Raw genomic sequence first — 26,137 nt, forward strand, 5'->3', positions numbered from 1 at the left:
TGAGGGCAGTGGCGAACAGCCACTGCCCTCACCCATGTCCGGCCATCAGGCCATCAGGCCATCCAGCGGTCCGGCCTGGCCTCGCGCCGGCCGGTCAGCGCACGGTCCGCCTGCGCGTACAGCAGCTCCGCGGCCTCCGTGGCGTCCCGCAGCCGGGCCGTCACGGTCTTGTTGGCCCCGGTGTCCACCCGGACGTCGGCGAGCCCCTGACGGCGCTGCCACGGCCCTTGTTCGAGGCGCACGCTCTGCACCTTCGCGTGCGGTACGAGCGAGATGCTGCGGCGGAGCAGCCCGTGCCGGGCCACGAAGACGGTGTCGGTGACGGCGATCCCGTACCCCCGCCACCAGAACGGCAGGCACCGGCCGGCCCGGCGCGGGGGCCGTTCGAGGGTGCCCGGCACGGTCACGCCGGGCAGCACGCGCGCGATGACCGATTCCGCGACCTCGCGCGGGGCGACCGGTACGAGGACGGAGTTGGACGAGCCCGCCACGTCCAGCTCGATCCGGACCCAGCCGCGCCGCCGCCACAGGAGCGGCTCGACGATGTGGATGGTCTGGACGCGCCCGGGCGGCACGGTCTCGTGCGTACGGTCGAGCAGCCCGTGGTCGATGCGGAGCCCGTCCGGGGACTCGCCCACGGTCCAGTCGTACTCGGAGACGAAGCGGCCCACGCTGCTCGCGCCCGCCGCGCCGAGCAGCGGCAGTGCCGTCGCGAGCACCGTCCACACGCTGTGGGTGGCGAACCACAGCAGCGGCGGTACGACGAGTGCGGCGGCCAGCGTCCCCCAGGTTGCCCCGGTCAGGACGAGCGAGACGGCGAGCACCTTGGCCGGTACGTGCAGCAGCTGCCGTACCGGCGCCTCGCCCACCTCGTGCACGCTCTCGGGGGCGAAACCGGCGGCCCGGGCGAGCAGTTCGGCCCGTAGTATCCGGGCCTCCTCCTGGCCCAGATAGGCCAGCTCGTCCTTCTTGTCGGTCCCTACGACGTCGAGTTTGAGCTTGGCGACACCGGCCACACGGGCGAGCAGCGGCTGGGTGACGTCGACGGCCTGGATCCGTTCGAGCCGGATGTGCGCGGTACGCCGGAACACCAGGCCCGTACGGATGCGCAGCTCGGTGTCGGTCACCGAGAAGTGCGTGAACCACCAGCTCAGGAAGCCGTAGAGGGCGGCTCCCAGGACGGCGGCGGCGAGGGCGGCCAGCAGGACGGTCGTCGTGAGCCGCATCAGCTGCCGCTGCGCCCCGTCGGGGTCGTGCACGGCCCATCCGGCGATCACGGCGACCGGCGCCCACGCGCGCCGCAGCGGCGTCACGGGATGCAGCCGCCGCTCGCGCGGCACGGATTCCCCCGCCGGCGCGGTCCCGGACACGGCCTCGGCCCCGTTCCCGGCTCCGGCCCCGTTCCCGGTTCCGGTCGCGGTCCCGGTCCGTATGTCCTGTACGTCCCTGGGGGCGTCCGGCGACGTCGTCACAGCCCCGCCGATCGGGCCTCGCCCAGCTCGGTGAGCCGGTCGCGCAGCCGTTCCGCCTCCGCCGGTACGAGCCCGGGGATACGGGCGTCCGTCGCCGCGGCGGCCGTGTGCAGCTGCACGCTCGCCAGCCCGAAGTGCCGCTCCACGGGACCCGAGGTCACCTCGACCAGCTGCATGCGCCCGTACGGCACGACGGTCTCCTCGTGCCAGAGGACGCCGCGGCTGATCAGCAAGTCGTCCGCGCGCTCGGCATAGCGCCAGGAACGCCAGTTGCGCCCCAGCATCGGCCAGCCCCACAGCAGCGCGGCCAGGGGCAGCAGCGCGAACGCCGCCCAGGCGGGACCGGCGAACAGACCGAGCAGCAGGCCCGTGGCGAGGGTCAGCAGCCCCAGCCACACCACCAGCAACAGCCGTCGCATCCTCAGCAGCCCCGGCGGCAGCGCGATCCACACCGGCTCGTCCGCCGGCCGCCCCGCTGCCCGCCCGGGCGGCCGTCCCGCTGTCTGCCCCGCGTTTTCCGAGGTCCCCGTCTCCATGCAGCAAGCGTACGTACGACAGACTGTCCGCATGACTCCTACGACGGAGACCATGGTCGGCATCGGCGGCGCCGCGGAGAGCACCGACATGGTGCTCAACATCGGGCCCCAGCATCCGTCCACCCACGGCGTACTCCGGCTGAAGCTCGTCCTGGACGGGGAGCGGATCCAGCACGCGGAGCCGGTGATCGGCTATATGCACCGCGGCGCGGAGAAGCTCTTCGAGGCGCGCGACTACCGGCAGATCATCATGCTGGCCAACCGCCACGACTGGCTCTCCGCGTTCTCGAACGAGCTGGGCGTCGTCCTCGGTGTGGAGCGGATGCTCGGCATGGAGGTGCCCCCGCGCGCGGTGTGGACCCGCACGCTCCTCGCCGAGCTGAACCGGGTCCTGAACCACCTGATGTTCCTCGGGTCGTACCCCCTGGAACTGGGCGGGATCACCCCGATCTTCTACGCGTTCACCGAGCGCGAGGAACTGCAGCACGTCATGGAGGAGGTCTCCGGCGGGCGCATGCACTACATGTTCAACCGGGTGGGCGGCCTCAAGGAGGACCTGCCGGCCGGCTGGGCCACGCGCGCGCGGGAGGCCGTTTCCGGGGTGCGCTCCCGGATGGACCGCTTCGACGGCCTGGTGCTCGGCAACGAGATCTTCCGGGGGCGTACGCGCGGTGTCGGAGTGCTCTCGCCCGAGGCGGTGCACGCCTACGGAGTGAGCGGGCCGATCGCACGCGCCTCCGGTGTCGACTTCGACCTGCGCCGGGACGAGCCGTACCTCGCGTACGGGGAACTCCAGGACACCCTGAAGGTCGTCACGCGCCAGGAGGGCGACTGTCTGGCCCGTTTCGAGTGCCTTCTGGAGCAGACCCACAACGCGCTCGACCTCGCGGACGCCTGTCTGGACCGGCTCGCGGAGCTGCCGCCCGGCCCGATCAACCAGCGGCTCCCCAAGGTCCTGAAGGCCCCCGAGGGCCACACGTACGCCTGGACCGAGAACCCCCTCGGCATCAACGGCTACTACCTCGTCAGCAAGGGCGAGAAGACCCCGTACCGGCTGAAGCTGCGTTCGGCGTCGTACAACAACATCCAGGCGCTCACCGAGCTGCTGCCGGGCACGCTGGTCGCGGACATGGTGGCGATTTTGGGGTCGCTGTTCTTCGTGGTGGGGGACATCGACAAGTAGGGCTCGTCCGGGAGCGGCGGGGCTCGTCGGCCACAAGTAGGGCCTGTCGACGGGCGGGGCTCTACGGAGAGGGCTGTTTCGTCTCCGGGAGGGGGCCTTGCGGCGAGGCCGGGAGCGGGTTCGGGATGCCGACCGGCTGGGTCAGCCAGCCGAAGTCGCCCAGGCCGCCCCGGGCGGTCAGTTCGGCCGCCTCGCCCGCGCCCGCGAGGGCCCGTACGTAGGCCGCCGGGTCCGTGGAGGCCAGGGTCAGGGACGGCCGTCCGCCGCTCACGCCCAGCGTCCGCAGCGCGTCCCGCTGGCTCAGCAGCCGGCCGCCGGGCAGGGCGCAGGCGTCCAGCGCCACATGGGCGGTGATGTCGCAGGAGCCGTCCGGCACGGGTGCCGTCTCCCGGCCCTCCCTGAAGCCCGTCAGCGTCCCGAAGGGCGGCCGTGCGCCCGCGGCGTGCCCGTAGTCGACGGCGACGGCCAGACCGCGGCCCAGAGCGGCCACGGCGGACGCCCAGGCGGTGTCCCTGGGGAGACCGATCTCGGCCCGCAGCCCCTCCGCGGGGAGCGGGTCGCCGGGAGTGCCCGTGAGCGGCCACCACTTCTCCAGCCAGCGCGCGTCCGCGCCCCCCACCGGCTCCCCGAGGGACTCCGTCCCGGCCGCGTCCACGAGGACGACGCGGGGCACCCTGTGCGCGTCCACCTCGACCACGTCCACCGGCACGTTGTCGAGCCACTCGTTGGCGAACAGGAGGCCCGTGACGCCCGGCGGGGGCTCCGGGAGCCACCCGATCCGGTGGTCGAGTCCGGCGGGACGGGCGGCGCGCTCCACCGCGTACCCACGCGCGCGGGAGGCCACTTCGGCGGGGAGCGCCTTCAGGACGGCATCCACCAGTTCACCGCGGCCCGCGCCCAGGTCGACGAAGGCGAGTTCGGCGGGACGGGCCAGCGCCTCGTCGACGAGCAGCAGCAGCCGGGCCACGGCCCCCGCGAACAGCGGTGACGCGTGCACCGAGGTGCGGAAATGACCCGCGGGACCCTCCGGCCTGCGATAGAAACCGCGGGGCCCGTACAGCGCTTCCTCGGTCGCCGGGCGCCACCCGCGCGTCCCGCCCGCCGCCTCACGCTCCACTGCGCCCACCCCTGTTTCCCCGGCCGTCACCTCGCCAGGCTAAGCGGCAAGTTCAAGGCGGCCTCCACCTTGGGGAGTACAAGCACCGGTTACGGATCGACCCTCCGGTTGACCCCTGCACACAGCACGCTTCCCTACGCTGGGTTACGTGCAGCGCCTCTATGATTTTCTCCGAAGGCACCCGACATGGGTCGACGGCTTCTGGGCCGTCGTCCTGCTCGGGATCTCGGTCGCGAGCGGAACGGCCGGGCAGGAGAATTCCGACTCCGGGACCGACCATCTGGCCGTCACCCTTCCGATCACCCTGCTGCTCTGCCTGGTGATCGCGCTGCGCAGGCGGCTGCCCGAGTCGATGCTGATCCTCGCCGTCTCCATGGGCGGGGCGCAGCTGGTCCTCGACATGCCGTTGGCGCCGGCCGACTTCGCGCTGCTGGTGATCACCTACACGGTCGCCTCGAACGGCACCCGCTGGGCGTCCCGGCTCGCCCTGACGGCCGGCCTGCTCGCGGCCCCGCTGGCGCAGCTGCGCTGGCCGGAGGAGCACCAGAGCGCCGCCGGGCAGGTGGCGATAGTGATCTTCCAGACGGTTCCCTTCGCCCTCGCCTGGGTCCTCGGCGACTCCCTGCGGACCCGCCGCGCCTACTTCGCGCAGCTGGAGGAGCGGGCCGCGCGCCTGGAGAAGGAGCGCGAGGCGCAGGCCAAGGTCGCGGTCGCCGCCGAGCGTGCCCGGATCGCCCGCGAGCTGCACGACGTCGTCGCGCACAACGTCTCCGTGATGGTGGTCCAGGCCGACGGCGCGGCGTACGTACTGGACTCCGCCCCCGACCAGGCCAAGAAGGCCCTGGAGATCATCTCCGGGACGGGACGGCAGGCCCTCGCCGAGATGCGCCGCCTCCTCGGCGTGCTGCGCACCGGCGAGCACCAGGAGTCCGGCGAGTACGTGCCGCAGCCCGACGTGGAACAGCTCGACGACCTGATCGAGCAGTGCCGGGGCTCCGGCCTCCCCGTCGACTTCAAGATCGAGGGCACGCCGCGTCCGCTGCCCAGCGGCGTCGAGCTGACCGCGTACCGCATCGTGCAGGAGGCACTCACCAACACCCGTAAGCACGGGGGGCCGAACGCGGGAGCGAGTGTGCGCCTGGTCTACTTCGACGACGGCCTCGGCCTGCTCGTCGAGGACGACGGCAAGGGCGCCCCGCACGAGCTGTACGAGGAGGGCGGGGTGGACGGCCAGGGCCACGGACTGATCGGTATGCGCGAGCGCATCGGCATGGTCGGCGGCACCCTGGACGCCGGGCCCCGTCCCGGCGGGGGTTTCCGCATCAGCGCCCTGCTTCCGCTCAAGCCCGCTCACTGACACGTGCACGCATGCGAAGACGCGTACGCGCATTCGAACCGACCGGAGGACCTCCCCATGCCGATCCGCGTGATGCTCGTCGACGACCAGGCGCTGCTGCGCACCGGGTTCCGGATGGTGCTCGACGCCCAGCCGGACATGGAGGTCGTGGCGGAGGCGGGCGACGGTGTGGAGGCCTTGCAGGCGCTGCGCGGCAGGGATGTCGACGTGGTCCTGATGGACGTCCGCATGCCGAAGCTGGACGGGGTGGAGACGACCCGGCGCATCTGCTCGGACCCGAACCCGCCGAAGGTGCTGATCCTGACCACCTTCGACCTCGACGAGTACGCCTTCTCGGGGCTGAAGGCGGGTGCCTCCGGCTTCATGCTCAAGGACGTGCCGCCCGGTGAGCTCCTCGCCGCGATCCGCTCCGTGCACAGCGGTGACGCGGTGGTCGCGCCCTCGACGACCAGGCGGCTGCTGGACCGCTTCGCGCCGCTGCTGCCGAGCGCGGGCAAGGATCCCCAGCACAAGGAGCTGGAGCGGCTGACCGGGCGGGAGCGCGAGGTCATGATCCTCGTCGCCCAGGGACTGTCCAACGGTGAGATCGCTGCCCGGCTCGTCCTCTCCGAGGCGACGGTCAAGACGCACGTGGGCCGCATCCTCACGAAGCTGGGCCTGCGCGACCGGGTCCAGGTCGTGGTCCTTGCGTACGAGACGGGCCTTGTACGTGCGGGCGGGCAGGGCTGAGCGCTCCGCGCTCCGGCACGGGCCCAGTCTTCGGCTGCGGGCCGGTGGGGGCGGGCCGCGCAGTTCCGCGCGCCCCTGAGGGCACGGGGTGGCCGGTGTCTCTTGTCGGCTGACGGTCGTGTGTGGCTGGTCGCGCAGTTCCCCGCGCCCCTAAAGGGGCAAAAGCAGGGGCGTAGCCCCGCTTTTGAGGGGCGCGGGGAACTGCGCGGCCAGCCCCCACCGAACCCGCAGCCGACGACAATCGGCAGCCCCCGCGGAGCGGTCAGCGGAGGATGCCCTCCAGGAAGTCGCTGCCCAGGCGCGCCACCATCGTGACGTCCAGCTGGTGCAGGACGTACCGCCCGCGCCGGCGCGTGGTCAGCAGCCCCGCCTTCTTCAGCACGCTCAGATGCCGCGATATCTCCGGCGCAGTCATCCCGTGCGTCTGCGCCAGCTCGCTCGTGGTGAACGCGCTGCGGGCCAGGCTCCGGCACAGCCGCATCCGCATCGGATGGGACAGGGCCGTCATCCGCAGCGTCAGCTGCTCGACGGAGGTCGGGACCGTCAGCTCCGGTGAGCCCACCGGATAGTGGATCACCGGCTGCCACCCGTACCGGTGCAGCACCATGAGATGCGGCCAGCCCAGGCTCGTCGGCACCAGCAGGAGACTGCCCGCCCGGATCGACGTACGGCCGTGGCCCAGCTTGTCCACGACGATCCGGCCGGCGCCCTCGTCGAGCGTCACCGCGGCCGACACGGACGCCAGGGCCTCGCCAAGACCCAGGCGGCCGAGCAGGTCCGTCTTGCGGCGGGCGTCCGCCGCGAGCTGGTGGCGCAGCCGGGACCAGGTGTCGGCGAAGAAGGCCTCGTCGCAGTCTTCGAGGAACTGCCGCAGCCAGGCCCGGATCCGCGGCGGGTCGGCCAGCAGCCGCTCGGTGAAGTCCGCCGGCCGTGGCCCGCGCGCGGCGGCCAGCTCCAGGGCCCGCCGCCGGGACACGGGGTCGGCCAGGGCGCCGGCGCCCTGCATGTCGTACGGGAGCGCGCAGGTGAACTCCAGGGCCGCGTCCACGAACTGTTCGTCCGTGAGCTTGTCGAGCAGGTCCAGTTCCTCGGCGAGGGTGGCGCCGGGGAGCGTGCTGCCGCCCGTCGCTCCCGCGTACGGCAGGAACAGGTCCGAGAACGTCGTCCGCCACAGGAAGTCGGCCTCGCACATCCGGTCGGCCAGATGCGGATCGAGGCGGGCGGTCACACCGGTCGCCCAGCCCTGGAGGCCGGGGTGGTGGCCCGGCTCGGCCAGCGCGTGCAGTGCCATGCACAACTCGGCCAGGGGCGAGGGCACGACGGCCACCCGCTCCCTGCGCAGCCCGGAGATGTCGATGGTCACGCTCATGACCTCATGGTGCACCCCGCCACCGACAACGCGGCCCCCGATTGACGAGCGCCGTCAATCCACGGGACGGCGGGGGCGGACCCGGCGCACGCTGGGTCCACCGGGGCACCGCGGGGCCCACGGAGAACGCCCGGAGCCGGAACCGATGTCGCAAGCGATGCCGGAACCGGCCCTGGCAGACGTCCGTACCCGTCCCGAGAAGGCGATCCGCCATGAGCATCACGCAGCAGTACCTACTGGACACCTATCGCGCCCGGCAGCACGGCGACCCGACCCCGCCCGCGCCCGGCGCCCACGACTGGCAGGTCATGCGCGAACTGCCCGACCACCGGCGGTTCCGCGCGGTCCTGGCGGGCCGCCCCGCCCGGGGGCGGTCCCGGGCACGGGTACGGGCCGCCTGGACGCGCCTGCTCTCCCGCCCGACCGGGAAGGCCCGCCCGAGTGGGAAAGCCGGCACGACCGGGCCGGCCGGCCCGGTGATCAGCGGGGAATGCGCGCCGCGAACTCCCTGACGGCGGCCCGTACGTCGTCCGCCGTCCACTCCAGGCCCGGCGCGCCCACCGTGACCTCGGTGTACGCGAGGCCGGGCCCGCGCCGGTCCCAGACCTGCGGGAAGAGCGACACGCCCGTCTCCTCCGCCTGCAGCGTCCCGGCGTCGGTCAGGTCGTCGGCCTCGTGAGGTAGCCACACCTGGAACTGGTGGGTGTGCGGCTCCTCCGGGTGGACCCGCGCCCAGGGGAGCCCCGCCGCGGCGAACCCCTCCCGCAGCGCCGCGGCGACCACGCGCGCGTGGGCCACGTACTCCGGGAGCCGGGGCAGTTCCCGCTCCAGGCCGATCAGCGCGGACAGGGCGGTGGGGAACTGCTGGAGGATCTGGCCGCCGTACCGGTGGCGCCAGGCCTTCGCCTCGTCGACGAGCGTCCTCGGGCCCGCGAGCGCGGCGCCGCCGAAGCCGCCCAGCGACTTGTAGAAGGACACGTAGACGCTGTCCGCGAGGTCCGCGATCTCGGCCGTGGAGCGGCCGAAGTGGCTGGTGCACTCCCACAGGCGGGCCCCGTCGAAGTGCACCACGGCGTCGCGTTCGCGTGCCGCGTCCGTGACGGCGACCAGCTCCTCCCAGGAGGGCAGCAGGAAACCGGCCTCCCGGAGAGGCAGTTCGAGGAACAGCGCTCCGAAGGGCTCGTCCAGGTCGCGCACCTCGCCGGCGGAGGGCATCCGCGGCTCGCCCGTGGGATGCACGGTCCGCAGGCCGCTGAGGGTGCTGAGGGAATGCCTCTCGTGGACCTCCGGGTGGGACAGGGGATGCATCGCCACCGTCGCGTTGCCCGTACGGCCCGCCCAGCAGCGCAGCGCCACCTGCTGGGCCATGGTCCCCGACGGGAAGAAGGCGGCGGCCTCCTTGCCGAGCAGGGCGGCGACCCGCTCCTCCAGGGTCTCGACGATCCCGTTGCCGTACATGTCCACCGGCAGGTCCAGGTCGTACACGTCCGGCGCCGCGTCCGTCAGCCAGGTCAGCAGCTCACCGACCGTGGCGCGGAAACCGGGCCGCCACAGCGCCCGCCGGGCCCCTCGCCAGGCGACCCTGCGCCGCTCCCGCCGCTGTTCGGGCGTCTGCTCCGCCACTTCCGACCCCTGTGCCGCATCGCTCATGCTCCGGATGATGCAGGACGCCGGGACGAGGAGCACGCGAATTCAACGATGGCCTTCCCGTCGCGGCCTGTGGATTTCCCACAGGCTGTGGACAAGAACCTGTGGACAGAAAAACGGCCTCGGACCGATCGCGTTAACATGACGAGAAAGCGTCCGGTACCCCGAGCGGACTGGAACGGAAGGCCGCCGTCGAGTGAGTACATTCCCCCAGGCAGACCCCAAGGACCGCCCCGCGCGCCTCACCGTCGGCGTCGTCGGCGCCGGGCGGGTGGGCCCCGCGCTGGCCGCGTCGCTGCAGCTCGCCGGGCACCGCCCGGTGGCCGTTTCCGGGGTCTCCGACGCCTCCCGGCGCCGCGCCGCGCAACTGCTGCCCGACGTGCCGCTGGTGACACCCGAGGAGGTCCTGGAGCGGGCCGACCTGGTCCTGCTGACGGTCCCCGACGACGCCCTGCCGGGCCTGGTCGAAGGGCTCGTCGACACCGGTTCCATCCGGCCGGGCCAGCTCCTCGTGCACACCTCGGGACGCTACGGGTCCAGGATCCTCGACCCCGCCCTGCGCGCCGGGGCACTGCCGCTCGCCCTGCACCCCGCGATGACGTTCAGCGGCACCCCCGTGGACGTACAGCGGCTCGCCGGATGCTCCTTCGGGGTCACCGCCCCCGAGGAACTGCGACTGGCCGCCGAGGCCCTGGTCATCGAGATGGGCGGCGAGCCCGAGTGGATCGCCGAGGAGTCCCGGCCGCTCTACCACGCGGCCCTCGCGCTCGGCGCCAACCACCTGGTGACCCTGGTCGCCGAGTCCATGGACCTGCTGCGCACGGCCGGCGTCGACGCCCCGGACCGGATGCTGGGCCCGCTGCTGGGCGCCGCACTGGACAACGCCCTCAGGTCGGGCGACGCGGCCCTCACCGGACCGGTGGCGCGCGGCGACGCGGGCACGGTCGCCGCGCACATCACCGAGCTGCGCGCGCACGCCCCGCAGACCGTCGCCGGCTACCTCGCGATGGCCCGCGCGACGGCCGACCGGGCCCTCGCCCACGGCCTGCTCAAGCCGGAACTCGCCGAGGACCTCCTGGGCGTACTCGCCGACGGCCCCGACGGACCGGACGTCCCCGAAGGAGACGTCCGATGACGCGCGCGGGTTCAGGTGCAGACTCGGGCGCCGAAAGCCCGGGCGCCGGGAACTCGGACACCGGGGCAGGCACGGGGCCGGCCGCCGGGAACGGAGCAGCCCGATGACCGCTGTCCTGCTGAGCACCGCCGACGAGCTCCACGCGCGCGTACGCACGGGCCGCCGCGCCGTCGCCATGACGATGGGCGCCCTGCACGAGGGCCACGCCACCCTGATCCGCACCGCCAGGGAGCTCGCGGGCGGCGACGGCGAGGTCGTCGTCACCGTCTTCGTGAACCCCCTGCAGTTCGGCGCGGGCGAGGACCTCGACCGCTACCCGCGCACCCTGGACGCCGACATCAAGATCGCCGAACAGGCGGGCGCTGACGTCGTGTTCGCCCCTTCCGTGGACGAGGTCTACCCGGGCGGCGAACCCCAGGTCCGGATCAGCGCGGGACCGATGGGGGAGCGCCTGGAGGGCGCGACACGGCCCGGGCACTTCGACGGCATGCTCACCGTCGTCGCCAAGATGCTGCACCTCACCGCGCCCGACGTGGCGCTGTTCGGGCAGAAGGACGCCCAGCAGCTCGCCCTGATCCGCCGCATGGTGCGCGACTTGAACTTCGGCATGGAGATCGTCGGCGTCCCGACGGTGCGCGAGGCGGACGGTCTCGCCCTGTCCAGCCGCAACCGCTACCTGTCGGCCGGTGAGCGCCGTACCGCGCTCGCCCTCTCCCAGGCGCTGTTCGCGGGCAGCGACCGGCATGCCGCCCAGGAGGCCCTGTGCGCGAGGGCCCGCGAGGTGCCCGCCACGCACGCGCGTGCCGAGGCCCTCAGCGCCATCGGCGAGTCCCGCGCCGCCGCCGACACGCACGCCGTCGCCAAGGCGGCCCCGGGAGGCCCCGCCGCGGTCCGCGCCGCCGCCCGGCTGGTCCTCGACGACGCGGCCCGGCTCAGCCCGCCGCTCGCCCTGGACTACCTGGCGCTGGTCGATCCGTCCGACTTCACCGAGATCCCGGACGGCCACACCGGTGAGGCGGTCCTCGCCGTCGCCGCCCGGGTCGGGGCGACCCGGCTGATCGACAACATTCCTCTGACCTTCGGAGCCGCCTCGTGACCAGCACAGGCATACGTCTGCACGCGCCCGCACCAGGCTGGTCCCTCACCGCCGACGTCGTGGTCGTCGGCTCCGGAGTCGCCGGACTCACCACCGCGCTGCGCTGCGACGCCGCCGGTCTGCGGACCGTCGTCGTCACCAAGGCCCGCCTCGACGACGGCTCCACCCGCTGGGCCCAGGGCGGCATAGCCGCGGCCCTGGGAGAGGGCGACACCCCCGAGCAGCACCTCGACGACACCCTGGTGGCCGGCGCCGGCCTGTGCGACGAGGACGCCGTGCGCATCCTCGTCACCGAGGGCCCCGACGCCGTACGCCGGCTGATCGAGACCGGCGCCCACTTCGACGAGTCCGAAGCGGGCGATCTGGAACTGACCCGCGAGGGCGGCCACCACCGCCGCCGTATCGCCCACGCGGGCGGCGACGCGACCGGCGCCGAGATCTCCCGGGCCCTCGTCGAGGCGGTCCGCGCGCGCGGACTGCGCACGGTCGAGAACGCGCTCGTCCTGGACCTCCTCACGGACGACGGCGGACGTACGGCGGGCGTGACCCTGCACGTCATGGGAGAGGGCCAGCACGACGGCGTGGGAGCCGTCCACGCGCCCGCGGTGGTCCTCGCGACCGGCGGCATGGGCCAGGTCTTCTCGGCGACCACCAACCCGTCGGTGTCCACCGGCGACGGCGTGGCGCTGGCCCTGCGGGCGGGCGCCGAGGTCTCCGACCTCGAATTCGTGCAGTTCCACCCCACCGTGCTGTTCCTGGGCGCGGACGCGGAGGGCCAGCAGCCGCTCGTGTCCGAGGCGGTCCGCGGCGAGGGCGCCCACCTCGTCGACGCGCACGGCGAGCGCTTCATGCTGGGGCAGCACGAACTGGCCGAACTGGCGCCCCGGGACATCGTCGCCAAGGGCATCACCCGGCGCATGCAGGAGCAGGACGCCGAGCACATGTACCTGGACGCCCGGCACTTCGGGGCGCACATGTGGGAGCACCGCTTCCCGACGATCCTGGCCGCCTGCCGCGCCCACGGCATCGACCCCGTCACCGGGCCGATCCCGGTCGCCCCGGCCGCGCACTACGCCTCCGGAGGCGTGCGCACCGACTCCCGGGGCCGTACGACGGTGCCCGGCCTGTACGCGTGCGGCGAGGTCGCCTGCACCGGCGTCCACGGCGCCAACCGGCTCGCCTCCAACTCCCTCCTGGAAGGCCTCGTCTACGCCGAGCGCATCGCGGCGGACATCGCGGACGGCCACGACGAGAACCCTCCCGGGGAGGGCCGGCAGGACGGGACCCCTCCGGGAGAGGGCCGGCAGGACGAGGACCGCCCCCACGCGCGCGTGCCCTCGGCCGGCGCCCGGCCGGAGAGGCCCGACCACCCGCTGCTCGCCGCCGAGGCCCGGTTCGCGATCCAGCGGATCATGACCGACGGCGCCGGCGTCCTGCGCTCGGCAGGCTCCCTGGAGACCGCCGCCGACCGCCTCCAGCAACTGCACGCCGACGCCCGCGACGCCCTCGACGAGAACGGCAAGACCGCCGAACCGGGCGTCGACACCTGGGAGGCCACCAACCTCCTGTGCGTGGCCCGCGTCCTGGTGGCCGCCGCCCGCCTCCGCGAGGAGACCCGCGGCTGCCACTGGCGCGAGGACCGGGGCGAACGGGACGACGACAACTGGCGCCGCCACATCGTCGTACGGCTCAATCCCGACAGGACGCTCGCGGTACGCACCACCGACACCGCAGACTTCCCCCCGACACTTCCCCGGGCCCGCGACCTCGCGCGCACCGGGGGAACCCCCACGCCCAGCCCCCAGGAGCAGTGACAGAAGTGAGCACCCCGGACCTTCCCCTCCTCGACGGCGGTGGCTGCGGCGACGGCTGCGGCTGCGGCGAGTACAGCGCCGACGACGCGGAGTACGCCGAGTGCGGGCTCGACCCCGCCCTCGCGCAGCTCCTCGCCGACGCCGGGCTCGACCCCGTAGAGGTTGAGGACATCGCGCATCTGGCCATCGAGGAGGACCTCGACCACGGCGTGGACGTGACCACCGTCGCGACCATCCCCGAGGAGGCCGTCTCCACCGCCGACTTCATCGCCCGCGAGGCCGGAGTCGTGGCGGGTCTGCGGATCGCCGAGGCGGTCGTCTCCGTCGTGTGCACCGACGAGTTCGAGGTCGAGCGGCACGTCCACGACGGCGACCGCGTCGAGGCCGGCCAGCGGCTCCTGAGCGTCACGACCCGCACCCGCGACCTGCTGACGGCCGAACGCAGCGCGCTGAACCTCCTGTGCCGCCTCTCCGGCATCGCGACGGCCACGCGCGCGTGGGCGGACGTCCTGGAGGGCACCGGCGCGCGCGTACGGGACACCCGCAAGACGACGCCCGGGCTGCGCTCCCTGGAGAAGTTCGCGGTCCGCAGCGGCGGCGGAGTCAACCACCGCATGTCCCTCTCGGACGCGGCGCTCGTCAAGGACAACCACGTGGTCGCCGCGGGCGGCGTCGCCCAGGCCTTCAAGGCCGTCCGGGAGACCTTCCCCGAGCTGCCGATCGAGGTCGAGGTCGACACCGTGGACCAGCTGCGCGAGGTCCTGGACGCGGGCGCCGACCTCATCCTCCTGGACAACTTCACGCCCACCGAGTGCGAGGAGGCCGTGGCCCTCGTGGGCGGGCGCGCGCTCCTGGAGGCCTCGGGCCGCCTCACCCTGGACACCGCCGCCGCGTACGCGCGTACGGGCGTCGACTTCCTCGCGGTGGGCGCCCTCACGCACTCCTCGCCCATCCTGGACATCGGCCTCGACCTGCGCGACGCCCCCGAGGCGCCCTTGAGCGAGGCTGAGTAGGCATGCTGCTCACCATCGACGTCGGCAACACGCACACCGTCCTCGGGCTGTTCGACGGCGAGGACATCGTCGAGCACTGGCGCATCTCCACGGACGCGCGCCGTACCGCGGACGAACTGGCCGTCCTCCTCCAGGGCCTGATGGGCATGCACCCGCTCCTCGGCGACGAACTGGGCGACGGCATCGACGGCATCGCGATCTGCTCGACCGTCCCCTCGGTCCTGCACGAGCTGCGCGAGGTGACCCGCCGCTACTACGGCGACGTACCCGCCGTCCTCGTCGAACCGGGCATCAAGACGGGCGTCCCGATCCTGATGGACAACCCCAAGGAGGTCGGCGCCGACCGCATCATCAACGCGGTCGCGGCGGTCGAGCTGTACGGCGGGCCGGCCATCGTCGTCGACTTCGGAACGGCGACGACGTTCGACGCGGTGTCCGCGCGCGGAGAGTACGCCGGCGGTGTCATCGCGCCCGGCATCGAGATCTCCGTCGAGGCGCTCGGCGTCCGGGGCGCGCAGCTCCGCAAGATCGAGATCGCCAGGCCGCGCACCGTCATCGGCAAGAACACCGTCGAGGCCATGCAGTCCGGCATCATCTACGGCTTCGCCGGGCAGGTCGACGGTGTCGTCCACCGCATGGCCCGCGAACTCGCGGAGGACCCGGACGATGTCACCGTCATCGCGACGGGTGGGCTCGCGCCGATGGTGCTCGGTGAGGCGTCGGTGATCGACGAACACGAGCCGTGGCTGACGCTGATCGGTCTGCGACTGGTCTACGAACGAAACGTCTCCCGCACGTAGACGCTCCGCTGGGGGTGCGTGTGTGTAGGTGACCGTTGGTGGATGCGTGCGCCGTTCCCCGCGCCCCTGGGGTGAGTGGGGGTCCGCGTACGTGTGGTGGGTGCGGGCTCGCTGTGGCTGGCCGCGCAGTTCCCCGCGCCCCTGGGTGGGTGGGGGTGGCCGTCCGTGGGGTGTCTGCGGGTCCGTTGTGGCTGGTCGCGCAGTTCCCCGCGCCCCTAGGTGGTGGGGGCGGGGGACGTGCGTCGTCAGCGGTCCGTCCCATGGGGCCGACCACAACAGACCCGCACCCACCGCTTCACCCGCGCCCCCACCTCCCCAGGGGCGCGAGGAACTGCGCGACCAGCCACAACGGACCCGCAGACACCCACCCGCCCCCGGCGGCACCCCCTAGGGGCGCGGGGAACGGCGCGGCCAAGTGCATCGGACCCGCACCCACCCACTCACCTCCGCCCCCACCCACCCAGGGGCGCGGGGAACTGCGCAGTCGGTCCGTAGGCATCCACCTGCCCCCGGCGGCCCCCGGGGCGGAGCCACGCCACAGCGTTAGCTATCTGCGGGTTTTGTCTGATTAGCGCGTATCGTCGTGATCATGCCCACGCCTCACGGATCCCGCGGCGGCATGGCGTTCGGTACGGAGGAGCTGAGTGTGCTCCGACGTGCGCTCGCTCTCGCCCTTCACCCCGGCCCATCCTCGGCCCAGGACGTCCAGGACTGCCTTCGCCTGGCGGAGAGCGTCGACGAGGCGACCCGCGAGGGTGCCCGTCTGCGCACCTTCCTGCTGGCCGACCTCGCCCGCTACCGCGCCGCCCTGCCGGGGACGGCGGCCGGCTATCTGACGCTCATGGAGGAGGCCCTCGGCGCCGGCCACCGTCCGGTCCCCGACGACATGGCCGCCCTGCGCGCCCTGCGCGGCAACCCCGTGGCGGCAGCCCTCCTCGACCGCTGCGAGGCGCTCGTGGAGCAGGACGTGCGCACCCGTCTGGCCCGCCGCTCGGTACCGGCCTCACGCACGGGCACGGGCACCGGCATCAGCACCGGCACCCGTACGCGGCTGACGGCGATCCCCGGCGGGAAGCCCGCCGAGCGGCCCGCCCAGGAACCGCCGCGCCGGGACCGCCCCATCCCGACCCCGGGCGAGGTCTTCCCCCCGAGGCGCAAACCGTCGACTCCGCCTCCGGGCCCCGACACCCCTCCGCGGCAGCTCGCCGCCGTCTAGGGCACGTCCGGGGCGGGTCCGTGACCCCGAGCCCCGCCCGGCCCGGGACTCTGGCTACTCTGGACGGCATGGAATACGTCTCCGCGCTCGTGCCCCCGGTAGTGATGGCCGTGTTCTTCACCGGTCTGATCGTGACGATCGTGAAGACCCAGGGCGGTGCCAACAAGGCCAAGGAGGACGCGGTCGTCGACGCGGTCCTCGCCCGCGCGGAGCACGCCCGTCAGACCCACCGCGACACCGAGGTCTGAGCGCGGCTCCCGGCACACACACACCGCTCACGGCACGGCGTACGACTCATATGTTTTTCGAGTCGTACGCCCTTTTTGTTGCTGTTTGTCGGTCGACGCCACGTCCACCACGTGATCGGTGACATCTCCCCCTATTGTTCTGGCTGTGCCTCGCCCATTGGGAGAACTCGAAGACTCGGTCATGACGCGGGTGTGGAAGTGGAACCGCCCGGTGACCGTACGAGAAGTCCTGGAAGACCTTCAGCAGGAGCGGTCCATCGCCTACACCACGGTGATGACCGTTTTGGACAATCTCCATCAGAAGGGCTGGGTGCGCCGTGAGGCGGAAGGCCGGGCCTATCGATATGAGGCGGTCTCCACCCGTGCCGCCTACTCTGCCGCACTCATGAACGACGCCTGGACGCAGAGCGACAACCCGGCCGCCGCTCTCGTCGCCTTCTTCGGCATGATGTCCCCACAACAGCGCGAAGCACTGCGCGATGCCGTGCGTATCGTCCAAGGGCCGGAAACGCCCGCCGCGGAGAACACGGCCACGGAGAACACGGCGGCGGAGAACACCGTGGCGCAGAACCCGGCCGCCGAGAACCCGGTCACCGAGAACCCCGCCGCCGCAGAGGGCGCGACCGGGGGATAGCGTCCGGTTCATGCCAGCAGAGCAGCCCGAAGTCAGCACTAATGCCCTCACTGTCCGCCGGGCCAGGACCAGCGATGTCCCGGCGGTTCGCGGCCTCCTCGACTCGTACGTCCGCGGGCGCATCCTGCTCGACAAAGCGACGGTCACGCTTTACGAGGACATCCAGGAGTTCTGGGTCGCGGAACGCGGTACCGGTCCGAGTTCGGAGGTCGTGGGCTGCGGCGCTCTCCACGTCATGTGGGAAGACCTCGCGGAAGTGCGCACTCTCGCGGTGAACCCCGTGATGAAGGGCGCCGGCGTGGGTCATCAGTTGCTGGGGAAGTTGCTGGAGACCGCCCGCTGGCTCGGTGTTCGCCGCGTATTCTGCCTGACCTTCGAAGTCGACTTCTTCGCGAAGCACGGCTTCGTCGAGATCGGTGAGACGCCTGTTGACACCGATGTCTACGCCGAGCTGTTGCGTTCCTATGACGAGGGCGTGGCCGAGTTCCTGGGGCTCGAACGAGTGAAACCGAACACCTTGGGCAACAGCCGGATGCTTCTGCATCTGTGATCGCCTCCGCGTAATACTCCGGACATACCTCCGCTCCCGGCCCGTCGGCCCTTGCCCGGTGCCTCTATGTCCGAAACGCGCATGTTTCCGGTCTTCGCGGGTCTCGTCGGTCTCTCCCAGGGGTTTGTGTTTTTCCATCAAAAGCGGTTTGCTTTCCGACGTACTGCAGTAGTGCATATAACAGGGGACACGAAACTGCGGCGGCTGCCGTGGATCCTCGGCCCTGAAGATATCGATGAAAGGAAATCCGGTGGCACAGAAGGTTCAGGTCCTTCTTGTCGATGACCTCGACGGCGGCGAGGCGGACGAGACCGTGACGTTCGCGTTGGACGGCAAGACGTACGAGATCGATCTCACGACTGCCAATGCGGACAAGCTCCGTGGACTTCTTGAGCCGTACGTCAAGGGCGGCCGTCGTACCGGAGGCCGTGCTTCGGGTGGCCGTGGAAAGGCGCGCGCCGCTTCGGGCGGCAGCCAGGACACCGCGCAGATCCGTGCCTGGGCGAAGGAGAACGGTTACGAGGTCAATGACCGTGGCCGCGTTCCGGCGTCCATTCGCGAGGCCTACGAGAAGGCCAACGGCTGAGCACAGCCACGGCGCAGCCGGATGCGATGGCACTCCGAGGCCATCGTCTCCACGAGTCGTACGAGATCGGGGGCGCCCCCACCGCCCCCGCCAAGCGCCGACAGCGTCGGCAGCGACGACTCCACCTCGCAGCCAGGCTCAGGGGGCCGCAGCCACACGGCGGCCCCCTGCGAGCCGGCGGCCCGGCCCTGATCCGCCCCGCCTGGCCCGGCCGCCCCACGAGCAGCAGCACCAGCACTGGTACCAGCACCGGCACCGGCCTCGCCGGGGACGCCGTGCGCGCCGCGGGCCGGGCCCGGCGGCAGAGGCGCCTCCACGCGCCCGCCCGAGCCGGTCGCACCGAGGTCCAGCGCGAGAGAGCCCCACTCCAGCCAGTCCAGGAGTCCCGGCAGTTCCTCCGCGCTCCCCGCGGCGACGAACAGCCGCATCCGGTCCGCCCGTACGGCCACCGGAGAGTCCGGCGCCAGATGCCGCAGCGCCGCGTACCCCGCCTCCGCCGGCGCTTCCAGGACGTCGAAGCGCAGCCCCGTCAGCAGGTCGAGCGGGGTGCCGGGCACCGTCGCCCACCCCAGTTCGTTCTCGTACCAGTGCCGGACCGTGTCGTCCGGACGGACCGCGTCGGGCGGACGACGGGGAAAGGGGACCGTGGAGACCATGCAAGGCCAACCGCCACGGGAGCGCCCGGGTTACGCTGGGTGGTCCGGCATGTGCGAAGGGTGCCCGGAAAGCGGGCGCTCGGAGGCGGTCGGCGACGCAAGGGTGTTCGCCCGTAGCGGAGGGAACCGGTGCACTCGGCATGGAGTGTCGGTGCGTACGGGTAAGACATCCCTAGTGGGAGGGGCGACACGCATGGATCGGGCATCTCGCGTTCGCCATCGGCGTACTGATGGTGGGGGTATCTGTCTGGCCTGCGGGAACATCGTCTCGCACCATCGGGTTGGAGCAGATGTCGGCGTTCGGGGTCAGGAGGCCAAGGACGGTGTCGGCAGTTGGAATGAGCGGTCCCCGCTTGCGGGACTAAGCTGCGGAAGGACAGGGAGGGGAGCGTCCCCTTACTGCCTGACCGCTCTGAGGAGCGATTAACGATGTTCGAGAGGTTCACCGACCGCGCGCGGCGGGTTGTCGTCCTGGCTCAGGAAGAAGCCCGGATGCTCAACCACAACTACATCGGCACCGAGCACATCCTCCTGGGCCTGATCCACGAGGGTGAGGGTGTCGCCGCTAAGGCCCTGGAGAGCCTCGGGATTTCACTTGAGGCGGTCCGTCAGCAGGTGGAGGAGATCATCGGGCAGGGCCAGCAGGCTCCGTCCGGTCACATTCCCTTCACCCCTCGTGCCAAGAAGGTCCTGGAGCTCTCGCTCCGCGAGGCCCTTCAGCTGGGTCACAACTACATCGGCACGGAGCACATCCTGCTCGGCCTGATCCGTGAGGGCGAGGGCGTCGCCGCCCAGGTCCTGGTCAAGCTGGGTGCCGACCTCAACCGGGTGCGGCAGCAGGTCATCCAGCTGCTCTCCGGTTACCAGGGCAAGGAGACCGCCGGCGCCAGTGGCGGTCCTGCCGAGGGCACGCCCTCGACGTCCCTGGTCCTCGACCAGTTCGGCCGGAACCTCACCCAGGCCGCTCGTGAGTCCAAGCTCGACCCGGTCATCGGGCGCGAGAAGGAGATCGAGCGGGTCATGCAGGTGCTGTCCCGCCGTACGAAGAACAACCCGGTGCTCATCGGCGAGCCCGGCGTCGGCAAGACCGCCGTCGTCGAAGGCCTCGCGCAGGCCATCGTCAAGGGCGAGGTGCCCGAGACCCTCAAGGACAAGCACCTCTACACCCTGGACCTCGGCGCGCTGGTCGCCGGCTCCCGCTACCGCGGTGACTTCGAGGAGCGCCTGAAGAAGGTCCTCAAGGAGATCCGCACCCGCGGCGACATCATCCTGTTCATCGACGAGCTGCACACGCTGGTCGGTGCGGGTGCCGCCGAGGGCGCCATCGACGCCGCGAGCATCCTGAAGCCGATGCTGGCCCGTGGTGAGCTGCAGACCATCGGTGCCACGACGCTCGACGAGTACCGCAAGCACCTGGAGAAGGACGCCGCGCTCGAGCGCCGCTTCCAGCCCATCCAGGTCGCGGAGCCGTCGCTGCCGCACACCATCGAGATCCTCAAGGGCCTGCGGGACCGCTACGAGGCGCACCACCGCGTGTCCATCACGGACGAGGCCCTGGTGCAGGCGGCGACGCTCGCCGACCGGTACATCTCGGACCGCTTCCTGCCGGACAAGGCGATCGACCTGATCGACGAGGCCGGTTCCCGGATGCGCATCCGCCGGATGACCGCGCCGCCGGACCTCCGCGAGTTCGACGAGAAGATCGCCGGCGTCCGCCGCGACAAGGAGTCCGCGATCGACTCGCAGGACTTCGAGAAGGCCGCCTCGCTGCGCGACAAGGAGAAGCAGCTCCTGGCCGCCAAGGCCAAGCGCGAGAAGGAGTGGAAGGCCGGCGACATGGACGTCGTCGCGGAGGTCGACGGCGAGCTGATCGCCGAGGTCCTCGCGACCGCCACCGGCATCCCGGTCTTCAAGCTGACCGAGGAGGAGTCCTCGCGTCTGCTGCGCATGGAGGACGAGCTCCACAAGCGGGTCATCGGCCAGGTCGACGCCGTCAAGGCGCTGTCGAAGGCGATCCGCCGTACGCGCGCCGGTCTGAAGGACCCCAAGCGCCCCGGTGGCTCGTTCATCTTCGCCGGCCCGTCCGGTGTCGGTAAGACCGAGCTGTCCAAGGCACTCGCGGAGTTCCTCTTCGGTGACGAGGACGCGCTGATCTCCCTCGACATGTCGGAGTTCAGCGAGAAGCACACGGTCTCGCGTCTCTTCGGTTCGCCTCCCGGTTACGTGGGCTACGAGGAGGGCGGGCAGCTGACCGAGAAGGTCCGCCGCAAGCCGTTCTCCGTGGTCCTCTTCGACGAGGTCGAGAAGGCCCACCCGGACATCTTCAACTCGCTGCTGCAGATCCTGGAGGACGGTCGGCTGACCGACTCCCAGGGCCGGGTCGTGGACTTCAAGAACACGGTCATCATCATGACGACCAACCTCGGCACCCGGGACATCTCCAAGGGCTTCAACCTGGGCTTCGCGGCCTCGGGCGACAAGAAGACCAACTACGAGCGCATGAAGAACAAGGTCTCGGACGAGCTCAAGCAGCACTTCCGGCCCGAGTTCCTCAACCGCGTCGACGACGTGGTCGTCTTCCCGCAGCTCACCCAGGACGACATCCTCACGATCGTCGACCTGATGATCGGCAAGGTCGACGAGCGCCTCAAGGACCGGGACATGGGCATCGAGCTCTCCCAGTCCGCCAAGGAGCTGCTGTCCAAGAAGGGTTACGACCCGGTGCTGGGCGCGCGTCCGCTGCGTCGCACGATCCAGCGCGAGGTCGAGGACACCCTGTCGGAGAAGATCCTCTTCGGCGAGCTGCGCCCCGGTCACATCGTGGTCGTGGACACCGAGGGCGAGGGTGAGAACCAGACCTTCACCTTCCGCGGCGAGGAGAAGTCCGCGTTGCCGGACGTTCCGCCGATCGAGCAGGCGGCCGGTGGGGCAGGCCCCAACCTGAGCAAGGAGGCGTGACCCCCGGGTCCGTCTGAGAACGCCCGATGGGGCCGGTGCTTTCGAGCACCGGCCCCATCGGCGTGTCCGGGACGCCCCGGGCCCCGGCCGCGCCGTGTCCCGTCCGTCAGGACAGCTGGCCGTCGTAGTCCGGCAGCTTGTACGTCTTCTCGGCGTGCCCGCCCGACAGGTCGGTGGCGCTGTTGCCGATGTTCGCGATGATCGTGTAGCCCTTGGCCTCGACCGCCTTGCGCTGCGCGGTCTTGTAGGCGGCCACGTCCTTGAAGAGGTCGATGAAGCTGCGTACGTACAGGCCGGAGACCTGGTAGCCGACGTGCTTGAGGTTGTAGTCCGTCACCGACTTGATGATGTCCGGGCGGGCCGTGACGAAGAACAGGGCGACGCCGTGGTCCTGCGCGTACCTGGCCACGTCGAGGACGGGCGCGTTGGCCGGCGAGGGATAGCTGAAGCCGAAGTCGGTCTCCAGCGTGGTGTTGTCGATGTCGAAGACGATGGCCTGCTTCTCGCCCGCCGCCGCACCGGCGATACGTTCCTTCAGATACGGCAGCGCCTCGGCCATGACGGCCCGGCAGTCGTTCTGCCAGGTGGCGTGGTCGACGTCGGCGGCGGCCGAGGCGGTCACCGCGGTGGTGGCCGTCGCGGCCGGGGTGGCGGCGGCGGCCGGGCTCATCAGGGCCGCGGTGACGGCCGTGGCGGCGACGGTCACGCCGATCAGACGCTGCAGGCTGCTTCCGGTCATGGGTGGGGGGTTCCTCTCGCATGGGAGCGCTGCGGGACATGGCTCGTGGTGCATGCTCACGGGCGTGTGGGGCCGGAGGGGGGCCACGAGATTACTGGGCGGTAACTGTAGGGCGCCGAGCTGGGGTTGGGATAGGCCCGGGGTCTACAGGACGGTGTACGTCTTGGTGACGGTGTGGATGCCCGGGAAGAGCCGAAGGGTGTGTTCGGGCACTGCCGTCGCTTCCGGGGTGAGGACGAATGCGACAGAGGTCAGACCGGGAAACAGAGCCGGAACTGCCGAAAGGTCTTCGAATCCGGTGAATTTCCGGAGATGGAGCCGCTTGATGCCGGGCAGAACAGGACTTTCACCCCATGGAAGGGTGGCCCACTTGATGCTCAATTCCTCAAGTCCGGGCAGCTGCGCGACCTCTTCGTGGTCCTCGGGAGTGAGAGGTTCGACGAGGGTCCCGAAAGCCAGCGCCTTCAACGAGCGCATACGCCGCAGGCCGCGCAGTCCGGTGAAATGGAGGGCGTTCTTGGTGAATCGCAATGAGGTCAGCGGAAGCCGGGGGAGTGCGACATCGAGCGATTCGCCCTGGAGCGGTACGCCCGTGTCGAGTTCGCGCAGAGTGGCCGAGGCCGAAAGCGGTGCCAGCGCTTCCGGCTTTTCCAGGCCCGGCATGTGATCCAGCGACAGTTGTTCCAGCGGCAGACCGGCGAGCGGGGTGAGGTCGTCGACGTGGACGCTGCGGCTGATGTCCAGGCGCAGCAGCCGGCGCAGCGGGGCGAGGGCGGTGAGGCCGGGGAGCCGGCTGTTGTCCCGGATCACGAGCAGCCGTGTGGTGTCCGCCCCGAGGCAGGCCGTCAGCTCCGCCGCCTCGATGTCGCCGATGACCTGGACACGCGGACGCCCTCCGAAGGAACGAAGAGCCCGCAGATGCCCCGCCGAGTGCGCCGTGAAGTACAGGTCCTCCTCCGGCAGGTGTGCGATGACGTCCGCCGCGTACCGCTCCGCGTCGAAGCGGTGCCACGTCCATGTCAGTTGGGAGCGGACCGACAGGGACGGGTGGGTGCGGAAGCGGGCCAGGACCGGGACGGCCGCGTCGGTGCCGATGAGGGACGCGGTGACGACGACCGCCCTGGCCTCCGCCTCGGACAGCCCCTTGGGGCCGGGCAGGAGTTCCAGCACGAGCGGGCCCACCGCGGCCAGCTCGCGGGCCTCCTCCGCCGTACGCGGCGGGATGAGTGTGGCCGCCTGCCCCTCCACGGCGGCCCGGACCTTCGGGTCCAGTTCCGTGGCGTGCTCCAGGCCGGCCAGGGCGAGCAGCCGGATGCGGGTGCCCCCGGCGGGCCCGGCCTGTCCGGCGGCGGCCAGCAACTGGGTCAGGAAGTCGGCGCGTTCGCGGGGCCGGGCGTGGGCGACGGCCATGCGGATCACGTCCGACCACTGGTGGTCGGCGGCGTTGCGGACGAGGAGCCCGAAGTCGCCGTCCTCCACCGCGGCCTTCGCGCCGAGGTAGTCCTGGAAGGTGCGGTGGACGAACTCGACGGTGTCCAGCGAGGGTTCGCGGAGCAGTCCGCTGCGCAGGAGCAGGTGGCGGTAGATCGTGGGGGCGTCCCCCTGGCTCGCGACGGCGGGCAGGGCGGGCAGGGCGTCCGCGATGAGACGCTCGGCCCGTTCGCGGTCCATCTCCAGCCGGCCGTTGCGGATCAGCCAGTAGGCCAGGCGCTGGAGGAGCTGGATCTGGGGCAGTTCGGTGAGCCGGACGGTGTCGTGCGGGAGCATGTCCCGCTCCTGGTCACGGCGCGCGAGGAGCATCGAGAGGGCGGCGTCGTACAACTCCTGTCGTCCGTGCGGCAGATAGCCGCGCCGGTCCCGGTGCAGGGCGCAGATCAGGGCGCACATCAGGGGGTTGGTGGCGAGCCGGCCGAGGTCGGGTTTGGTGCGGACGGCGTCGAGGAGCGAGGTCTCGTACGCGGCGAGGCGTTCGGTGTCGCGGTCGGAGTCCGGGGCGTCGGCGCGGGCCGCGGTGTGCCAGCGCTCGACGAACGCCGTGACGTCGGCGCGGCTCATCGGGGAGAGCGCGAGTTCCGTGAAGCCGTCCGCGGCGAGCCAGTTCTCGCGTACGGCCGAGGGGCGGGAGGTGACCAGCCACTGGTTGCCGGGATAGGCGTCGAGCAGGTCGCGCAGCCAGCGGCGGGTGCGCTCACGGTCGGGTTCCGGGATCTCGTCGATGCCGTCGACGAGCAGCAGCCCGCGGCCCGCCGCCAGCACCCGGTCGGGCCAGCCGTCCGGCGCCGCGCCGTGGAAGGGCACGCGGGCGGCGGCGAGGAAGTCGGCGGGTGCGGGCAGCCCGTCGGGGCGGCGGACGAGCGTGCGCAGCGGCAGGACGAAGGGGACCCGGTCGCCGCGCTCGCCCCGTGCGGCCGTCACGGCGAGCCACTGCACCAGCGTCGTCTTGCCCGACCCGGCCACGCCCCGCAGCAGCACCAGGTCCTGCTCGGCCAGCACCTCTTCGGCGGACAGCGGGAGACCGGGCGCGCCGGCCTCGTCGCCGGGGGCCGGGCGCAGGGCCTGGAGGGTGAGATAGGCGGCGTCCAGCGGCCAGCGGTCGGGCGAGTTCACCAGGTCGATGCCGTAGATGGTGAGCTGGCTGTGCTTCGTCGCCGTGTACGCGAGGAAGCGCCGCTCGAACGCCGCGTCGCCCCCGCCGGGCAGCGGCGTACGGGCGATCAGCTCGTCCACCTTCGCGATCAGTTCGGCCTGCCTGCGCGTCTGCTCGACGAGTGTCCTCGCCACGAACGTCGAGCGCTGGGTGAAGAAGTGCAGGACGTGCAGACAGGCCGTGTCGAGCAGCCGCTCGTAGAACAGCGTGGCGTCGAAGCCGAGGTCCCGGTCGGGGCTCCCCGCGGTGTGGCGCAGATGCAGGGCGAGACCCGCGTGGCCCAGCGCCACGGCCTGTACGTCCGTCATGGTGAGGTCGCCGAGGGCGTGCAGGGTGTCGGCGAGAGCATGGACCACGGGCTGTTCCTCGTCGGCGGGGACGGGCCGTTCCACAGCGTCCTTGAGCGCCTGCGAGACCAGTTCGGCCGCGAGCCGCGCCACGTCCCGCTCGCTCAGCGTGCGCTGCTCGCCCCTGAAGGAGACGCGGGACGAGATGCGTACGGGCTTGTCGACCAGGCCCGCGCCCGGCCCCTCCGTCACGAAGAGTTTCCTGATGAGCGGTGTGGCCACGCTGGACGCCAGCCGCACGCCTACGGTTGCCGGTTCCATGGCGCTCCCCCGAGGGCATGGTGGGTG

At 71.6% G+C, this 26,137-nt stretch carries 22 protein-coding genes and 1 pseudogene; 15 read left to right on the forward strand and 8 right to left on the reverse strand.

Features of this window, described 5'->3' with window-relative positions:
* Positions 1–53 precede the first annotated feature (53 nt).
* Both ACZ60E_RS41390 and ACZ60E_RS41395 read right to left on the reverse strand, forming a co-directional pair.
* On the reverse strand, positions 54–1,370 hold the full coding sequence (locus ACZ60E_RS41390; protein WP_469447361.1) for a PH domain-containing protein: 1,317 nt from the start codon (positions 1,368–1,370) through the stop codon (positions 54–56).
* A gap of 98 nt (positions 1,371–1,468) precedes the next feature.
* Positions 1,469–2,008: a PH domain-containing protein gene (locus ACZ60E_RS41395; protein ID WP_469447364.1), complete on the reverse strand. Its 540-nt coding sequence runs from the start codon at positions 2,006–2,008 to the stop codon at positions 1,469–1,471.
* Between the two features lie 31 nt (positions 2,009–2,039).
* On the opposite strand from ACZ60E_RS41395, the gene ACZ60E_RS41400 reads away from it, so the two are divergent.
* A complete protein-coding gene (locus ACZ60E_RS41400) occupies positions 2,040–3,191 on the forward strand; it encodes an NADH-quinone oxidoreductase subunit D (RefSeq protein ID WP_210881812.1) in 1,152 nt (383 codons plus the stop codon).
* 61 nt (positions 3,192–3,252) lie between these two features.
* Here the strand turns inward: ACZ60E_RS41400 and ACZ60E_RS41405 are convergent, their stop codons facing one another.
* Entirely contained in the window at positions 3,253–4,308 is a 1,056-nt protein-coding gene (locus tag ACZ60E_RS41405) for an SAM-dependent methyltransferase (protein WP_469447405.1), read from the reverse strand.
* A gap of 148 nt (positions 4,309–4,456) precedes the next feature.
* Here ACZ60E_RS41405 and ACZ60E_RS41410 point away from each other — a divergent pair, with 148 nt between their 5' ends.
* Together ACZ60E_RS41410 and ACZ60E_RS41415 are read left to right on the forward strand one after the other, a co-directional pair.
* Positions 4,457–5,665, forward strand: a complete 1,209-nt coding sequence (locus ACZ60E_RS41410; protein WP_366785711.1) for a sensor histidine kinase — start codon at positions 4,457–4,459, stop codon at positions 5,663–5,665.
* Positions 5,666–5,722: 57 nt separating this feature from the next.
* Positions 5,723–6,394: a response regulator transcription factor gene (locus ACZ60E_RS41415; protein WP_189773250.1), complete on the forward strand. Its 672-nt coding sequence runs from the start codon at positions 5,723–5,725 to the stop codon at positions 6,392–6,394.
* Positions 6,395–6,656: 262 nt separating this feature from the next.
* Here ACZ60E_RS41415 and ACZ60E_RS41420 read toward each other — a convergent pair whose 3' ends face one another.
* On the reverse strand, positions 6,657–7,763 hold the full coding sequence (locus tag ACZ60E_RS41420; RefSeq protein WP_469447366.1) for a DUF5937 family protein: 1,107 nt from the start codon (positions 7,761–7,763) through the stop codon (positions 6,657–6,659).
* 212 nt (positions 7,764–7,975) lie between these two features.
* On the opposite strand from ACZ60E_RS41420, the pseudogene ACZ60E_RS41425 reads away from it, so the two are divergent.
* A pseudogene (locus ACZ60E_RS41425) lies at positions 7,976–8,188 on the forward strand (hypothetical protein); the annotation flags it as partial.
* A gap of 55 nt (positions 8,189–8,243) precedes the next feature.
* On the opposite strand, the gene ACZ60E_RS41430 reads toward ACZ60E_RS41425, so the two are convergent.
* Complete coding sequence (locus ACZ60E_RS41430; protein ID WP_469447367.1) at positions 8,244–9,413, reverse strand: threonine aldolase family protein; 1,170 nt, start codon at positions 9,411–9,413, stop codon at positions 8,244–8,246.
* Positions 9,414–9,606: 193 nt separating this feature from the next.
* Between ACZ60E_RS41430 and ACZ60E_RS41435 the strand changes: the two genes are divergently transcribed.
* The 10 genes from ACZ60E_RS41435 (at position 9,607) to ACZ60E_RS41480 (ending at position 18,502) form a co-directional block, all read left to right on the forward strand.
* Positions 9,607–10,545: a Rossmann-like and DUF2520 domain-containing protein gene (locus ACZ60E_RS41435; protein ID WP_469447368.1), complete on the forward strand. Its 939-nt coding sequence runs from the start codon at positions 9,607–9,609 to the stop codon at positions 10,543–10,545.
* 103 nt (positions 10,546–10,648) lie between these two features.
* Positions 10,649–11,641, forward strand: coding sequence for a pantoate--beta-alanine ligase (panC, locus tag ACZ60E_RS41440; protein ID WP_469447370.1), 993 nt, complete (start codon positions 10,649–10,651; stop codon positions 11,639–11,641).
* Entirely contained in the window at positions 11,638–13,455 is a 1,818-nt protein-coding gene (locus ACZ60E_RS41445) for an L-aspartate oxidase (protein ID WP_469447372.1), read from the forward strand. The genes panC and ACZ60E_RS41445 overlap by 4 nt, the downstream gene beginning before the upstream one ends.
* 5 nt (positions 13,456–13,460) lie before the next feature.
* A complete protein-coding gene (gene nadC / locus ACZ60E_RS41450; RefSeq protein ID WP_384801686.1) occupies positions 13,461–14,468 on the forward strand; it encodes a carboxylating nicotinate-nucleotide diphosphorylase in 1,008 nt (335 codons plus the stop codon).
* 2 nt (positions 14,469–14,470) lie between these two features.
* Positions 14,471–15,268 carry a type III pantothenate kinase gene (locus tag ACZ60E_RS41455; RefSeq protein WP_107022346.1) on the forward strand — a complete coding sequence of 266 codons (798 nt, stop codon included), beginning with the start codon at positions 14,471–14,473 and terminating at the stop codon, positions 15,266–15,268.
* A 619-nt stretch (positions 15,269–15,887) separates the two neighbouring features.
* Entirely contained in the window at positions 15,888–16,484 is a 597-nt protein-coding gene (locus ACZ60E_RS41460) for a hypothetical protein (RefSeq protein ID WP_469447407.1), read from the forward strand.
* A 68-nt stretch (positions 16,485–16,552) separates the two neighbouring features.
* Positions 16,553–16,732, forward strand: coding sequence for a hypothetical protein (locus tag ACZ60E_RS41465; RefSeq protein WP_384801689.1), 180 nt, complete (start codon positions 16,553–16,555; stop codon positions 16,730–16,732).
* 181 nt (positions 16,733–16,913) lie between these two features.
* Positions 16,914–17,366, forward strand: a complete 453-nt coding sequence (locus ACZ60E_RS41470; RefSeq protein WP_469447408.1) for a BlaI/MecI/CopY family transcriptional regulator — start codon at positions 16,914–16,916, stop codon at positions 17,364–17,366.
* A 10-nt stretch (positions 17,367–17,376) separates the two neighbouring features.
* Positions 17,377–17,916 (forward strand): amino-acid N-acetyltransferase, encoded by a 540-nt coding sequence (locus ACZ60E_RS41475; RefSeq protein ID WP_189773262.1) that lies wholly within the window; start codon positions 17,377–17,379, stop codon positions 17,914–17,916.
* 250 nt (positions 17,917–18,166) lie between these two features.
* Positions 18,167–18,502, forward strand: coding sequence for a histone-like nucleoid-structuring protein Lsr2 (locus ACZ60E_RS41480; RefSeq protein WP_030573823.1), 336 nt, complete (start codon positions 18,167–18,169; stop codon positions 18,500–18,502).
* On the opposite strand, the gene ACZ60E_RS41485 is transcribed toward ACZ60E_RS41480, so the two are convergent.
* The gene (locus ACZ60E_RS41485) at positions 18,481–19,158 is read right to left on the reverse strand and encodes an SCO3374 family protein (protein WP_469447375.1); all 678 of its coding nucleotides are present in this window, start codon (positions 19,156–19,158) and stop codon (positions 18,481–18,483) included. The two genes, ACZ60E_RS41480 and ACZ60E_RS41485, sit on opposite strands and share 22 nt — an antisense overlap.
* 429 nt (positions 19,159–19,587) lie before the next feature.
* Between ACZ60E_RS41485 and ACZ60E_RS41490 the strand changes: the two genes are divergently transcribed.
* On the forward strand, positions 19,588–22,116 hold the full coding sequence (locus ACZ60E_RS41490; RefSeq protein ID WP_107022352.1) for an ATP-dependent Clp protease ATP-binding subunit: 2,529 nt from the start codon (positions 19,588–19,590) through the stop codon (positions 22,114–22,116).
* A 106-nt stretch (positions 22,117–22,222) separates the two neighbouring features.
* Here the strand turns inward: ACZ60E_RS41490 and ACZ60E_RS41495 are convergent, their stop codons facing one another.
* A complete protein-coding gene (locus tag ACZ60E_RS41495; protein ID WP_453792512.1) occupies positions 22,223–22,855 on the reverse strand; it encodes an HAD family acid phosphatase in 633 nt (210 codons plus the stop codon).
* A 144-nt stretch (positions 22,856–22,999) separates the two neighbouring features.
* A complete protein-coding gene (locus ACZ60E_RS41500) occupies positions 23,000–26,110 on the reverse strand; it encodes an NACHT domain-containing protein (protein WP_469447378.1) in 3,111 nt (1,036 codons plus the stop codon).
* Positions 26,111–26,137 lie beyond the last annotated feature (27 nt).

The sequence above is a fragment of the Streptomyces sp. NPDC102514 genome, from assembly GCF_055584525.1.

What these genes read in the sequence shown, in the direction of transcription:
- ACZ60E_RS41395 (WP_469447364.1), bottom strand. Translation starts at nt 2,008, where the DNA reads ATGGAGACGGGGACCTCGGAAAACGCGGGGCAGACAGCGGGACGGCCG.
- ACZ60E_RS41400 (WP_210881812.1), top strand. Translation starts at nt 2,040, where the DNA reads ATGACTCCTACGACGGAGACCATGGTCGGCATCGGCGGCGCCGCGGAG.
- ACZ60E_RS41415 (WP_189773250.1), top strand. Translation starts at nt 5,723, where the DNA reads ATGCCGATCCGCGTGATGCTCGTCGACGACCAGGCGCTGCTGCGCACC.
- ACZ60E_RS41420 (WP_469447366.1), bottom strand. Translation starts at nt 7,763, where the DNA reads ATGAGCGTGACCATCGACATCTCCGGGCTGCGCAGGGAGCGGGTGGCC.
- ACZ60E_RS41430 (WP_469447367.1), bottom strand. Translation starts at nt 9,413, where the DNA reads ATGAGCGATGCGGCACAGGGGTCGGAAGTGGCGGAGCAGACGCCCGAA.
- panC (WP_469447370.1), top strand. Translation starts at nt 10,649, where the DNA reads ATGACCGCTGTCCTGCTGAGCACCGCCGACGAGCTCCACGCGCGCGTA.
- ACZ60E_RS41455 (WP_107022346.1), top strand. Translation starts at nt 14,471, where the DNA reads ATGCTGCTCACCATCGACGTCGGCAACACGCACACCGTCCTCGGGCTG.
- ACZ60E_RS41460 (WP_469447407.1), top strand. Translation starts at nt 15,888, where the DNA reads ATGGCGTTCGGTACGGAGGAGCTGAGTGTGCTCCGACGTGCGCTCGCT.
- ACZ60E_RS41465 (WP_384801689.1), top strand. Translation starts at nt 16,553, where the DNA reads ATGGAATACGTCTCCGCGCTCGTGCCCCCGGTAGTGATGGCCGTGTTC.
- ACZ60E_RS41470 (WP_469447408.1), top strand. Translation starts at nt 16,914, where the DNA reads ATGACGCGGGTGTGGAAGTGGAACCGCCCGGTGACCGTACGAGAAGTC.
- ACZ60E_RS41475 (WP_189773262.1), top strand. Translation starts at nt 17,377, where the DNA reads ATGCCAGCAGAGCAGCCCGAAGTCAGCACTAATGCCCTCACTGTCCGC.
- ACZ60E_RS41485 (WP_469447375.1), bottom strand. Translation starts at nt 19,158, where the DNA reads ATGGTCTCCACGGTCCCCTTTCCCCGTCGTCCGCCCGACGCGGTCCGT.
- ACZ60E_RS41490 (WP_107022352.1), top strand. Translation starts at nt 19,588, where the DNA reads ATGTTCGAGAGGTTCACCGACCGCGCGCGGCGGGTTGTCGTCCTGGCT.
- ACZ60E_RS41495 (WP_453792512.1), bottom strand. Translation starts at nt 22,855, where the DNA reads ATGACCGGAAGCAGCCTGCAGCGTCTGATCGGCGTGACCGTCGCCGCC.
- ACZ60E_RS41500 (WP_469447378.1), bottom strand. Translation starts at nt 26,110, where the DNA reads ATGGAACCGGCAACCGTAGGCGTGCGGCTGGCGTCCAGCGTGGCCACA.